The organism is Actinobaculum sp. oral taxon 183 str. F0552, assembly GCF_000466165.1.
GTDB lineage: Bacteria > Actinomycetota > Actinomycetes > Actinomycetales > Actinomycetaceae > Peptidiphaga.
The window spans coordinates 1-12969 of sequence record NZ_KE951419.1 but is presented as its reverse complement, the minus strand read 5'-3'; the positions used below and the strand labels follow the sequence as shown (position 1 = coordinate 12969).

At 69.5% G+C, this 12969-nt stretch carries 11 protein-coding genes and 1 tRNA gene; 10 read left to right on the top strand and 2 right to left on the bottom strand.

Features of this window, described 5'->3' with window-relative positions; genetic code table 11:
* Window positions 1-54: 54 nt before the first annotated feature.
* Window positions 55-131, top strand: a tRNA-Pro gene (locus tag HMPREF0043_RS04165).
* A 302-nt stretch (window positions 132-433) separates the two neighbouring features.
* On the opposite strand, the gene HMPREF0043_RS04160 is transcribed toward HMPREF0043_RS04165, so the two are convergent.
* Window positions 434-775, bottom strand: a complete 342-nt coding sequence (locus tag HMPREF0043_RS04160; protein ID WP_021601633.1) for a hypothetical protein — start codon at window positions 773-775, stop codon at window positions 434-436.
* Complete coding sequence (locus HMPREF0043_RS04155) at window positions 772-1074, bottom strand: TetR family transcriptional regulator (RefSeq protein WP_021601632.1); 303 nt, start codon at window positions 1072-1074, stop codon at window positions 772-774. Before HMPREF0043_RS04155 ends, HMPREF0043_RS04160 begins: the two co-directional genes overlap by 4 nt.
* A gap of 72 nt (window positions 1075-1146) precedes the next feature.
* Between HMPREF0043_RS04155 and HMPREF0043_RS04150 the strand changes: the two genes are divergently transcribed.
* The 9 genes from HMPREF0043_RS04150 to HMPREF0043_RS10150 all read left to right on the top strand — a co-directional run.
* Window positions 1147-2088, top strand: coding sequence for an ATP-binding cassette domain-containing protein (locus tag HMPREF0043_RS04150; RefSeq protein ID WP_021601631.1), 942 nt, complete (start codon window positions 1147-1149; stop codon window positions 2086-2088).
* Window positions 2075-2857, top strand: a complete 783-nt coding sequence (locus tag HMPREF0043_RS04145; RefSeq protein ID WP_084432157.1) for an ABC transporter permease — start codon at window positions 2075-2077, stop codon at window positions 2855-2857. The genes HMPREF0043_RS04150 and HMPREF0043_RS04145 overlap by 14 nt, the downstream gene beginning before the upstream one ends.
* Window positions 2858-3670: 813 nt before the next feature.
* On the top strand, window positions 3671-4234 hold the full coding sequence (locus HMPREF0043_RS04140) for a hypothetical protein (RefSeq protein WP_021601628.1): 564 nt from the start codon (window positions 3671-3673) through the stop codon (window positions 4232-4234).
* A 126-nt stretch (window positions 4235-4360) separates the two neighbouring features.
* Window positions 4361-5737 carry an SWIM zinc finger family protein gene (locus HMPREF0043_RS04135; protein WP_021601627.1) on the top strand — a complete coding sequence of 459 codons (1377 nt, stop codon included), beginning with the start codon at window positions 4361-4363 and terminating at the stop codon, window positions 5735-5737.
* On the top strand, window positions 5734-7293 hold the full coding sequence (locus HMPREF0043_RS04130; RefSeq protein WP_021601626.1) for a DUF5691 domain-containing protein: 1560 nt from the start codon (window positions 5734-5736) through the stop codon (window positions 7291-7293). The genes HMPREF0043_RS04135 and HMPREF0043_RS04130 overlap by 4 nt, the downstream gene beginning before the upstream one ends.
* On the top strand, window positions 7290-8375 hold the full coding sequence (locus HMPREF0043_RS04125; RefSeq protein ID WP_021601625.1) for an ATP-binding protein: 1086 nt from the start codon (window positions 7290-7292) through the stop codon (window positions 8373-8375). Before HMPREF0043_RS04130 ends, HMPREF0043_RS04125 begins: the two co-directional genes overlap by 4 nt.
* Window positions 8372-10981: a DUF5682 family protein gene (locus tag HMPREF0043_RS11440; protein ID WP_021601624.1), complete on the top strand. Its 2610-nt coding sequence runs from the start codon at window positions 8372-8374 to the stop codon at window positions 10979-10981. The genes HMPREF0043_RS04125 and HMPREF0043_RS11440 overlap by 4 nt, the downstream gene beginning before the upstream one ends.
* The gene (locus HMPREF0043_RS04115; protein ID WP_021601623.1) at window positions 10978-12294 is read left to right on the top strand and encodes a VWA domain-containing protein; all 1317 of its coding nucleotides are present in this window, start codon (window positions 10978-10980) and stop codon (window positions 12292-12294) included. Before HMPREF0043_RS11440 ends, HMPREF0043_RS04115 begins: the two co-directional genes overlap by 4 nt.
* A 197-nt stretch (window positions 12295-12491) precedes the next feature.
* Window positions 12492-12969: hypothetical protein (locus tag HMPREF0043_RS10150; protein WP_198010279.1), on the top strand; the 478-nt coding region annotated here is incomplete at its 3' end.

Here is a 12969-nt window from a genome sequence, read left to right as displayed (position 1 = left end):
AGTTGTGCACAAAGGCCGGACCTCGGCTATCATGGTCGAGTCGCTCAGCCGCAACGGGGTGTGGCGCAGCTTGGTAGCGCGCTTCGTTCGGGACGAAGAGGCCGTGGGTTCAAATCCCGCCACCCCGACCATTGGGCCAACCCTCAAACCCGCGCCACGGTGCCTCCGTGGCGCGGGTTTTGCCTGCCTCCGAAGGTTGCGCGGATCCGGCAAGCTGGCGGGGCACATGGAAGTCAGGAAGTCGACGACGAACAGCCCTGATTCCGTGGGTGCGCCTGAGACGTTCACGTTGAAGAGGGAGGGATTCGCCGCTCACCCGTGAGCATCTACGATGTTACGAGTGGCGAATCGATGATTAATACTGTCTTTTGTCGTCAAACTGATAGAATTAATTTCAATAACATTAAATTTTATTTATGCAATTAAATTATTGTTAGGTGCATTCCGTTTGCTTGTTGGCGTCGTAGAGCGTGTGTGCGAGCGACATCACGGCCGTCTTGTACAACTCCGGTTTAACGTTGTCCAGGTCGAACAGCGCCAGCGCGGACAGTCCCAGGTCGAGTGCCATCAGGATACGGAATTGATCCTCCGCTGGAATGCGCGCGAATTCGCTGCCTGTTGGAATCGGAGATGCACTCGCCGAGATGCCGTCCGGAGGTGAGATGAACTCGAGGAACCGCGCCGTCAGTTGCTCGTCCCGCAGGGCATAGGGGATGAAGTCGAGCACCAACCGGGCATAGTCGGCGCGGTCGCCGCTCTTGGACGTGGAGATCACATGTCGCACCAGGCCTCGAGGCGCTCGTCGTCGTTGGCGACGCGGTCGAGGATCGCATGGAAATCCCGAGCTTCCTGCGAGAGCGTCTGGCGGTAGCGGATAACCTCCAGGATCAACTCGCTCTTGTTGCGAAAGTTCGAATAAACTGCGCCTTTGGTCAGACCGGCCTCCAGTGCCACATCGTCGAGGGAAGCGCCCGCAATACCACGGGCGGCGAAAATGCGTTCAGCTGCCGCCAGCAACCGCAGTCTGTTGTGCCGCTGTTGCTGATTGCGGATCATCCGTATCATGGACTTCATGTGTAAAGCAGAGTCCCCTTCGGGCGCGATCCGAGCCATTGACCCATTTTTAGATACTGCTAGTATTCGGATATGGTGAGTGCGATACCGTCTACTGAGCCGCTCTCGCTGGAAGATGTCACGAAGACCTATAGACGAGGAGCCGCCGCGGCGAATCGAGCCATCAGCCTCACCTTCCGAGCAGGCGAGTTGATCGCGCTCATCGGGCACAACGGAGCGGGCAAGACCACGCTGCTCAATCAGATCATCGGCACGACGAAGCCTTCCTCGGGCGATATCCGCTACGGTACGGCGTCGCTTGTGGCGAAACCGGATCTGGCTCGACGGGTGGCCTCGATGATGCCGCAGATGTATGCTCCACTCACAGGCGTCACGCCACTGCAAGCGATCGCGTCGATCGACAGACTACGCGGGCTCTCCGGTGCGAACGCGCGCCGCGAGGCGAGCACCCTGATCGATCAGCTCGACATCGCCCAGTGGCAGGGCACCGGCGGCGAGAAGCTCTCCGGCGGGCTGCGCCGCCTGACCTCCTACGCGATGGCCGTGATCGCACCCCCGCCAGTGCTGCTCATCGACGAGCCGACCAACGACGTCGACCCGGTGCGACGTCCGTTGATCTGGCGGCACCTCCGCCGGCTCGCGGATGAGGGGCACATCGTTGTCGTCGTCACGCATAACCTGCTTGAAATCCAACGCACCGCCGACCGCTATGTGCTGCAGAACGGCAACGTGCTGATCGACAGCACCCCGCGCCAGTTGTCCCAGCAGGCGCGGACGACGACCCTCAGCGTCTCCGTCCGCTCCGGTGCCGAGATCACGACGACTCCGCCCGCCGCTCGCGTCCATCCGATCGATCAGGACGGGCGCTTGCTACTCGACCTCGAACCGACCCACATCCTTGACGCTGTGGCATGGGTGCTCGAACGGGTCGATGCCGGGGAAGTCGACGGCTACACGCTCGCGCCGGCCTCCTTGGAGTCGTTGTACGAAGGGATCACCGATGACGAACGTTGACGCTCCGCATCCTCGCCCTGTCAGCTTACCTCGCAGATTCGCGTGGCTGCGCAGCTGGGCCGGTCTCGTGCGTTGGAGCGTACTGCGCCACAAGTATCTCCTCCCGGCTTTCACCGCAATCCAGGCGCTGTTCGCGGTGGCGATCGTGTACGGTCTCGCCCTCCTCATCCCCGACGTCGACGCCGAGACAGCACGATATCTATCCTCCGGTGCTTGGACGCTAGGGATCATCGCGGTCGGCTGCGTCCTCGCCCCGCAGATCACGGGCACCTCGAAGCAGGAAGGCCTGCTCGACTACCAGCGAACGCTCCCGGTTGCCCGCTCGGCGATTCTCCTCGCAGACGCGATCGTCTGGAACCTCGCCGCCCTGCCGGGCATCGCCGTCGGCATGCTCGCCGCGGCCTTCCGATTCGGGCTCGACATCCATGTCGACGCGGTCACCGTCGCCGTAGTGCTCGGCGTCCAGTTCGCGACCGTCAGCATCGGCTACGCCGTCGCTTTCTGGCTGCCTCTCACCGCCACATCCCTGGTGACGCAGGTCATCATGATCGGCGGCTTGCTGTTCTCCCCGATTACGTTCCCAGCCGAGCGCCTTCCGGAGTGGGCGAGCACACTGCACCAATTCCTTCCGTTCGCGCCGATCGGAGACCTCGTCCGGGAAGCCGCCTTCCGCGCCGGAGACGCGCAACTGACGAATCGCCTCGTCATCGCCGCCTGGACCGTTCTCGCCTACACCACCGCCTATCTCGCGCTCCGGAAGAGGAACTGACCACGCCTTCCACCGCTCCGACGCTTAAACTCACTGACATACTGATCTCCGGCTTTATTGGGGCACGCCTCAAATCCATCATTTCAACAATCATCACCGCCCCGGTCTCGATAGCCCTATTCGGCAACGCGGTTGCCGTGTCGCTGAACGGAATGCCGTGGCTCACGTGGGCGATCACAGCAGCGGGCGCCGCCGTCTCATTCAACTCGATTGCGATCCAAAGCCGCGCAATCCGAGACGACGAAGTCCTCTGAGCCGCCGTTGCGCGCTTGGCAGTTTCCGACCCCACCGGGGTCGATTGGGCGAATCTTCCGACCCCACCGGGGTCGATTGAGCGAATCGGGAAGACGACGCCCCGCGAGGATTGCGGAAGCGTATCCCCCAAATGAAGTGAGAACGGACCGCGCCCCCCGCGAGGATTGCAGGCAGCGTTGTGCCCGGCCGATTCCGCGAACCGAGGAAACGACATCGGCGTCGCCCGAGAGAGGATCGAAACGGTCCCCCGTTCCATCGAACCGGGGAGATGACACCAGGCCGACGCGCCGATCGCGGCCGGCCCATGCGGTAAGTTAGCCCTATTCGATGAGCCGATCGCGTGGCCCCAGCCCGCCGCCCTGTCGTCTCTTCCCATTCCACACAAACAATACACGCCATCTCACACAACCTTACCCAACCGTAAGTATTTAGCCTCCCGGGCGTCGGCGCCGCGGCAATATTCGCGGACAATCGACTCCTTGAGGTTTATACTTGTAGCATCACCGGCGTTCATGGTATGTTACGCATATACATCACCACTCAAGAAGGAGGACGTTCATGCAGCATCCTGAGCATCTCCACGCGGGTGGTGAGTTGCTGATCATGCCGTCATACCAGGTCGAGATCCCCCGGACCACGCCCCAGCTCTACATCACCGGCATCTACGCCCTGAATGTGCAGTGTCCGGAAGGCACCACGGGCGATCAGCACGATGTGTTCCATTGGTTCTACCGCCCCGGGATCCGCGAGGAAGCTCCCACGGTCACGCTCGGCGGCAGCGACGAGCTCGACACCAACGCGATTTACGGCGACCTGGGAGTTTACGAGGGACGGGAGCGCCTGCTCGCCAAAGGCTTGAACATAGCACCGGAAATCCGGGAAGTATACGTGGCCAACCATTACCGGGCCATCCTGGACCTGCTCTACGAATCCTTAACCCACTACGGCCGCGTCTACAACCTGACCGGCGCCACCGGCGACTGGCTCGACACCCCCGAGCAGCGCCGCTTCGTTCTGGAGCAGGCCACGCGCATGGCGCCGTACGTGGACGAGGAGTCCCGGATCCAGCTGGAACAGTGGGTGAAGAAGGAAGCAGCCGGCACCCCGTACCCGACGCCGTGACGCCGGACGCTCAGCGGTCGGCGCACAGCGGCTCCGGACCCGAGGCCAGGCGGCCTCCCCTTTTCGGGTAGTGGACACCAACGCCTGTGAAGCGATCGCCTCCGACGCCCCGTTAGAGTTCTTCCCATGAGTGCAACGGTCGAGCGGTGGAGCGAGGATCACGTGGTCTCCGCCGCCCCCGACGCCCAAGTGGTCAGGGCGGCGCGCAAACTCGCCGATCCCCGGCCGTGGAGCGACACGGGGACGGCGGGGACGCTGCTGTGGGGAAGCTGCACAGGCTCGGGCAAGAACCCCTACAGGGTCTCCATCGACGTCGCCGCACCCGCGTACAAGTGCACATGCCCCAGTCGCAAATTCCCATGCAAGCACTCCGTGGCCCTTCTGTTCCTGTGGAGCAGAGGCGACGTCGCAGAGGGGACTCCCGCCGACTTCGCCGCTGAGTGGGCGGCCGCCCGGGCCGGACGCGCCCGGCGAGCCGCCGCCAAAGCGACGACCGCCGCGCACTCCCGCACGCCGGAGCAGAAGGCCAGAACGGCGGCCGGCGCCGCGGCGAGGGCGAAGCGCCGCGACAAGCTCATGTCCGAAGGACTGGAGGAATTGGACCTGTGGCTCGCCGACCAGTTGCGCCAGGGCCTGGCCAACGGCGTCGATCGGCGTCCGCGCCAGCTGACGGACCTCGCCGGCCGGATGGTCGACGCCCAAGTCCCGGGCGTGGCCGGCCGTCTGCGGAGAATCGCCGGCGAGATCGGTTCCCTGAGCGGGGCCGAGAGCATCGAGAGGACTGTGGAGGAATTCGGCGGGCTCCATCTGCTCGTCCGCGCCTGGCAGCGCCGCGACAGCCTCCCCGAGGATCTGGCGGCCACCGTCCGCAGCCATCTGGGCTTGACCGTGCGCGCCGACGACGTGCTCGCAACCCCGGGGGTCGCCGACACCTGGGCGGTGGTCGCCAGCCGCGTCGTCGTCGAGGGCAGGCTCACTTCGCAGCGCACGTGGCTCCACGGCCGGTCCAGCGGCCGCTGGGCCCTCCTCCTCGCCTTCGCCACGGGTTCGGCGCGCGCGTCCAGCCCCGCCCATCCGGGAACCGAGGTCGAGGCCACCGTCCACTTCTATCCCGGACGCGGCCAGCTCCGCGTCGCCCTCCCCGACGGCGACTTGCGCGCCGCGCCGCTGACTGACTGGGACCCGCCGGTCCTCACCGCCCGTCGAGCCCGTGAGGCGTGGCGCGACGCGGTGGCCCGCGACCCGTGGATCGAAGCCTTCCCGGCCGTCGTCCGGGGCCGCTTGAGCAGAACCGACGCTCGCGGCTGCGCCCTGACCGACGAGACCGGCATGATCCCCCTGGCGGATGCGCCCGGCCCGGACGACGGCCCGCCGGACATCGACGGCGGCGACCTGCTCATGATGAGCGTCGACACCGACGAGCCCACGGTCGCCGGGGAGATGACGGCTCGGGGCCTGGTGCCCCTGGGGCTCGTCGAGGCGGGAGGGGTGAGGCGGCTGTGAGCTCCTTCGAATCCCTCGTCCGCTCGGCGACCGTGGGCCTGGGCGCCCGTCCCCTCGACAGGGAGGCGCTGCCGCCTCGGATCGCCCGGACGCTGAGCCATCCAGCGGACGGCGACGCGCTCCCCCGGGGCGGGGCCGGCCGCGACGCCGCCCTCGCCCTCGACGCGGCCGCCGCCTACGCGCTCGTCCACCGTGTCGGGATCGAATCGGCCGCAACCACGGCCGTGACCCTTCCCTCTTCCTCACGCCAGCCGGTTCCCGACAGGCTGTCCAGCCTCCTGTCGACGCTCATGGCCGACGCCGGGCAGCACAGCCTCCTGTGCGCCGTCCTGCGGTTCGTCCGCGACCGAGGCATGGCCGTGGCCCCGCGCCAGGCGGCCGCCCTGCTGGGCGGGCACATCAGGCGGGGATACGACGAGCTCGTCCTCGGCGTCATGGACGAACGCGCGGCGGCCGCGCTCGCCGACCACCCGAAGTGGGGCGTGTACGCACGCCGCGCCGCGCTCTGCGGCGGGCCGTTCGACCGGGACGCCTGGGACGACGGCGACTGCCTGGGGCGGCTCTTCTGCTACCGGCGCCTGCGCGCCCAGGATCCCCGGCTCAGCCGCGAATTCCTCACACCGGAGACGCTGAGGAAGCAGGCGGCCGACCGCCGCGCGGAATTCGTCTGGGCCATCGGCACCGGGCTGAGCCCGGCCGACGAGCCCCTGCTGGAGAAGGCGCTCGAGGACAGCAAGGAGAACGTCCGCAAAGCCGCGACGGTCATGCTCTGCAGGCTGGACGGCTCGGCGCTGGTCCGGCAGGCGGAGGATGCGGTGCGCAGGCACGTCACGGTCGAAAGGGGCCCCATGCGCCAGACCCGGATCGCCTGCACGCCCCTGGAGCCCGGCGAGATCGACGCCCGGTATAGGCTCGACGCCTCCCTGGGCGTTCCCAGGCAGTTCGAGCCGACCGCAGGCAGGCTGATGAAGGCCATGATCTGCGTGCCGACCGGAAGGTGGAAGGGGCTCATCGGGATCACGGCCTCCGAGATGCTCCAGGCGCAGGCCGCCTACGACGGCGAGCCGATGGATCTGGAGTGGACGCTCGGCCGCGCCGCCTGGAACTGGCACGACGCGGCCCTGGCCGCCGAGCTGTTCGCCAGGGATCCCACGAACGTCGAGATGGTCGCCCTGATGGAGGAGAGGCGACGGGAGGAGATCATCCTCGACGCCCTCGAATCCGGCGACACCCCGCGCATCTCGGACATGGCCCGGCACATGCCCGAAGCCTGGACGCCCCGGCTGTCCCTCGCCGTCGCCCGCACGATCGCCCGGCATGCGCCGACCGGCCGCTCGCAGACGGCGTCCGCGCATCAGGCCCGTGCCTTTCACAACCTGTCAGGCCTGCTCGCCGCCCTGCCCACGGCGTGCGCCCCGGAAGCCGTCCCGGAGGCGCTCGCCGCCCTGGACTCCATCGCCGTCGAGGGGCAGTCGGCGCACAGACTCGACGCCGCCGTCAAAGGCTTGGCCCTTCGCGCTTCCTTCTTAACCATCGTCGATCAGGAGACCACATGACCGCCACTCTGCTTCGCCCCCACGCCGAACAGCGCTACGCCGACGAACTGTCCGCCCTGGAGGCGTGCGACGAAAGGGCCAGGCCGGCCAACTGGCGGCTGTCGCCCTGGGCCGTGGTCACCTATCTCATGGGCGGGACGCTGGCGGACGGCACCGTCATCACACCCAAGTACGTGGGCAATCGGCGGCTCATGGAGATCGCCGTGGCCACGCTGGCCACCGATCGGGCCCTGCTGCTCATCGGCCTGCCGGGCACCGCGAAGTCCTGGGTCAGCGAGCACCTGGCGGCCGCCGTCTGCGGAACGTCCACCCTGCTGGTGCAGGGCACGGCGGGCACGGCCGAGGAAGCCGTGCGCTATGGATGGAACTACGCCCGTCTCCTGGCCGAGGGGCCCTCCGAACGGGCCCTGGTCCCCTCCCCCGTCATGGAGGCCATGGGATCGGGGCGCATCGCCCGCGTCGAGGAGCTCACCCGCATGCCCTCCGACGTCCAGGACGCCCTGATCACGGTGCTCAGCGAGAAGACCCTGCCCGTGCCCGAGCTGGGCACCGAGGTCCAGGCCGTCGGCGGATTCAACGTCATCGCCACCGCCAACGACCGCGACCGCGGCGTCAACGACCTCTCCTCCGCCCTGCGGCGCCGGTTCAACACCGTCGTCCTGCCCCTGCCGGCCAGCGCCGAAGAGGAGGTCTCCATCGTGGCCAGGCGGGTGGAGGACATGGGCGCCGCCCTCCGCCTGCCCGAAACCGACCGCGCGCTGGGGGAGATCCAGCGCGTGGTCACCGTCTTCCGCGAGCTGCGCGAGGGGGTGACCGGCGACGGGCGCACCAGCCTGAAGTCGCCCTCCTCCACCCTGTCGACCGCCGAGGCCATCTCCGTGGTCACCAACGGACTGGCCATGAGCGCCCACTTCGGCGACGGCGTTCTGCGCCCCTCCGACGTCGCCGCCGGGATCCTGGGGGCGGTGGTGTCCGACCCCGTCTCGGACAGGGTCGTGTGGTCGGAGTACCTGGAGACGGTGGTGCGCGAACGCCCCGACTGGGCGGACTTCTACCGCGCTTGCCGCGAGGTGGGCCAGTGACCTCGCCCGCGCTGGCCGACGGCGCTCCGGCCGACGCAGGGCGGCGGAGGGAACGGGAGGGCTCGGCCGCGACCGTCGCGTGCGCGGACGCGGCCGGCGGCGGAGGGCGGAAGGGCCGGCCGGGCCCGGGCGCCGGGGAGCGAGCGGACCGAGCCGCCGGAACCGCCCGGACGCGCCCGCCGGTGAGGGTCTTCGGCGTACGCCATCACGGGCCCGGGTCGAGCCGCGCCCTGGCCGCCGCCCTGGAGGAGTATCGGCCCGACTGCGTCCTCGTCGAGGGCCCGGCGGACGCCGACGGCCTCATCGGCTGGACGGGCTCGGCGGAGATGGTCCCGCCCGTGGCGCTGATGGCCTGGCAGGTCGACGAGCCGTCTCGGTCGGTCTCCTGGCCCTTCGCCGTCTTCTCCCCGGAATGGCAGGCTCTGCGCTGGGCCGCCGACCACGGGGCGCAGGCCCGCTTCATGGACATGCCCTCCGGCGTCGTCCTCGCCCACGGAGCCCAGGAGACGGAACGGGGCGGCGCGGAACCCGCCGTCGAGCCCGAGGCGGGCGCGAAACCGGGAGGGGCTCAGACGGGAGGGAACCGGCCGAACGCAGCCGAAACGGGTTCGGCCGAGCCGGAAGGCGGCAAGACGGGTTCGGCCGAGCCGGAAGGGGCCGGAAGCGCGGGAGAGGCCGAGGCCGGCTCCACGCAGGCCCGGCGCATCGACCCGATCGCCGAACTCGCCCGCGTCGCCGGATACGACGATCCCGAGGCCTGGTGGGAGGACGCCGTCGAACTGCGCCTGGACGGCGACCCGTTCGACGCCCTGAACGAAGGCATCGGGCTACTGCGCGAAGCCGAACCGGAGACCGACGCCCATACCCTGCGCCGCGAGGCCTACATGCGCCGCATCCTGCGATCGGCCGTGAGGGAGGGCCACGAGCGCATCGCCGTGGTCTGCGGGGCCTGGCACGCACCGGCGCTGAGCGGCAAGCCGCCCGCGATCAGCGCCGACTCGGCCCTGCTGACCAATCTGCCCAAGGCCAAGACCAGCCTGACGTGGGTGCCCTGGACCCACCAGCGCCTGTCCCAGGCGACCGGCTACGGGGCTGGGGTGGCCTCCCCGGGCTGGTACCACCACCTGTTCACCGCCCCGGACCGCCCCGCCATCCGCTGGCTGACCCGCGTGGCTCAGAGCCTGCGCGACCACGACCTGCCGGTGTCCTCGGCCCATATCATCGAGGCCGCACGGTTGGCCGAGGCTCTGGCCGTCATGCGCGGACGCCCGATGCCCGGCCTCGACGAGCTCGACGAAGCCACCCTGTCCGTCCTGTGCGAGGGCAGCGATCTGCGGGCCGACCTGGTCACACGCGAAGTCGTGGTGGGCCGGGCGCTGGGCGAGGTCCCCGAGGGCGTGCCCATGGTGCCCCTGGACGCCGACCTGCGCCGGACCGCCAGAAGACTGCGCCTCGCCTTCAGCGCGGCGCCCAAAGACGTCACCGTGGACCTGCGCACGCCCACGGGCCTGGCCAAGGCGCAGCTGCTGGAGCGCCTGACCATCCTCGGCGTGCCCTGGGGCGTCAAGCGCCGCGCCCGCTCCACCGGCACCTTCAAAGAAGTCTGGACCCTGGAATGGCGGCCCGAGTACTCGGTGAGCGTCGTCGAGGCCGCCGGACACGGCAACACCGTGGTCGACGCCGCGGGCGCCGCTCTGCTGACCCGAACGGACACGCTGGCCGACGTCACGCGGGCCGTGGAGTCCGCCCTGATGGCCGGCCTGGAAGGCGTCCTGCCCGAACTCCTGCGCATTCTCGACGATCGGGCCGCGCGGGAGGCCGACGTCCTGCATCTGCTGGCCTCCATTCCCGCCCTGGCCCGTGCCCACCGTTACGGCGACGTGCGGCGCACCGACGCCGACAGCCTGGCCGGAGTGGCTCGGGCCGTCCTGGCCCGAGCGTGCGCGGGGCTCCCCGCGGCGGCCGCCGGCGTGGCCGAGGACGTCGCCGTCGAGCTCAAGGACGCCGTCGACGAGGTCCAGAGCGTCGTCTCGCTGCTGGACGAGGACGCCGTGCGGCTGTGGCGGAACGCCCTCCGCGCGGCACTCGCCAGGCGCGGCCTGCCCGGCCTCCTGGCGGGGCGGATCACGCGCCTGCTCCTGGACGGCGGGATCCTCACGGCCGAGCAGGCGAGCCGGCGGCTGAGCCGCGAACTGTCCTCGGCGACCGATCCCGGCGAGCAGGCCGGGTGGATCGAGGGCTTCCTGGCGGGCAACGCCCTGCTGCTCATCCACGACCCCCGCCTGTTGGGCGTCATCGACCGCTGGGCGGACGGCATCCCGTCTCAGGCCTTCGTCGACGCGCTCCCCGCCCTGCGCCGCGCCTTCGGCTCGTGGTCGCGGGCGGAACGCCGGGAACTCGCCGCCCGAGTCGCCGATCTTCCGGAGGACCCCGAGCGGCCGGGCGACGGGACCGCCGGGCAGAGCGGGCGGAGCGAAGCGGAAGGGGGACCCGAGGGGAGAACGGAAGCGGACGGGCCCGAGGCAGCGGCACCTGAAGACGAGGACTTCGACTTCGCCGGGCCCGTCCTCGAGACCGTCAGCGCGATCCTGGGAGGAAGACGATGAACCCGGCGCACACGACGGACGCCGCGAGCGAACTCCCCCGCGGCGGGGAGCTCGGCGCGGGAGCGGACGGAACGGCAGGCGAAGCCGCGGACACGGCCGCGAGCGCCGATGCAGCCGACGCGGCCGCCGGAGCCGGAAAGCCGGCCGCCGGGACGCCAGACGACGGGGCCGAGCGGATCGACCGCGACCAGCGCTGGCGGCTCATGCTCGGGGCCGACGCCCCTCAACGGCGCGTCCCGCTGTCCGGGCGCCTGGAGGCCATGGACCGGGCGCTGACCGCCCTCTACGACGACGGAACCGGCCGGAGCCGCCGCGGCGGCCTGGGCGGCTCCTCCCCCGACGTGGCCAGGTGGCTGGGCGACATCCGCGCCTACTTCCCCAACCGGGTGGTCAAGGTCATGCAGGCCGACGCCATCGAACGCCTCGGGCTGCGCTCCCTACTGATGGAGCCTGAGATCCTGGAGAGCGTCGAGCCCGACATCCACCTCGTGGCTACCCTGGCGTCCCTGTCCAAGGTCATTCCGGAGAGCTCCAAGGAGTCGGCCCGCAAGGTGGTGGCGCGGACGGCCAGGGACGTGGAGGAGCGCCTGACCGGCCGGCTCGACCAGGCCGTGCGCGGGGCGCTGAACAGGGCTTCGCGCACCGACCGCCCCAGGCCGGCCGACATCGACTGGAACCGGACTATCGCCGCCAACCTCAAGAACTACCTGCCCGAACACCGCACCGTGGTGCCCGAGCGGCTCGTCGGCTACGGGCGGCGCCGGCTCGGCGTCCAGCGCGAGCTGGTCATCTGCCTCGACCAGTCGGGCTCCATGGCCACTTCGGTGGTCTACGCCTCCATCCTGGCTTGCGTGCTGGCCACCATCGGCTCTCTGAGCACCACCCTGGTGGCCTACAGCACGGACGTCGCCGATCTGACCGAGAGGCTGGCCGACCCCGTCGACGTCGTCTTCGGCGCCCAGTTGGGCGGAGGCACCGACACCTCGCCGGCCATCGACTACTGCGCCCAGCGCATCGGCCGGCCGAGCTCCTCCATCTTCATCCTCGTCAGCGACCTCTACGACGCCAAGCCGGAGGCGATGCTCTCGCGCATCGCCCGGATGGTCGCCAGCGGAGTGCAGGTGATCGCCCTGCTGGCCCTCAGCGACGACGGCGTGCCGTCCTACAACCGCAAGGCTGCCGCGGACCTGGCGGCGATGGGAGTGCCGGCCTTCGGCTGCACGCCCGACGCCTTCCCCGACCTGCTGGCCGCCGCCATCGAGAGGCAGGACCTGAGCCGCTGGGCCGAAGAAAGGGCCGCAGCCGAGGCCTGAAGGCCCACGGCGGCACGACTCGCCGGCTCATAGGCAGAGCCGGAACCGGCGGGAGTCCGGAGCCAGAATACGGTCCGTCCTTCGGTCAGGCGGGGCCGTCCTCTCCCCTGGGAGACCTTCAGCCTTCACAAAAGCATCCTTTCGTCCTAGCATCATTGCATAGGCTGCCACAACGACGATGCGAACGAGGAGATCACGTGAATGCGTCCCCCGGACCTTCCTGGAACGGCTCGCCGTCCTACCGCGAGGTCATGGCCCGTCTGAACCTGCTCGTCGACAAGGTGGATTGGATCGCCGCGCGGGTGTCCACGATCGAGCAGACGTCGTCCTCGCTCATGGGCCGTCTGCCCGGCAGCGAAGAGACCGCGGATCGGCCGTCGCGCACACCGCAGTCGCAGCAGACGCCGCCGACTGCGCGTCCGACGCCTTCGGCTGCCGGCTCACGGGCGTGCGCGTCCCCTCCGGCGGCCGGGCGCACACCGACGGGAGAGAAAGACGCGGCCGGGGCGGGATGCTCGGCCGGACGAGCGTCCGCGAGAGGGCCGGTGACCGACGAGGAGGGGCGCCGGGAACGCGCCGAGGAGGAAGGCCTGGCCATCGCGGAGGATGTGGCCGAGGCGGTCTTCGACGAGGCCCCTGCGCGGGGCGCCGCCTCCCGGCCATCCCCGCCCTCCG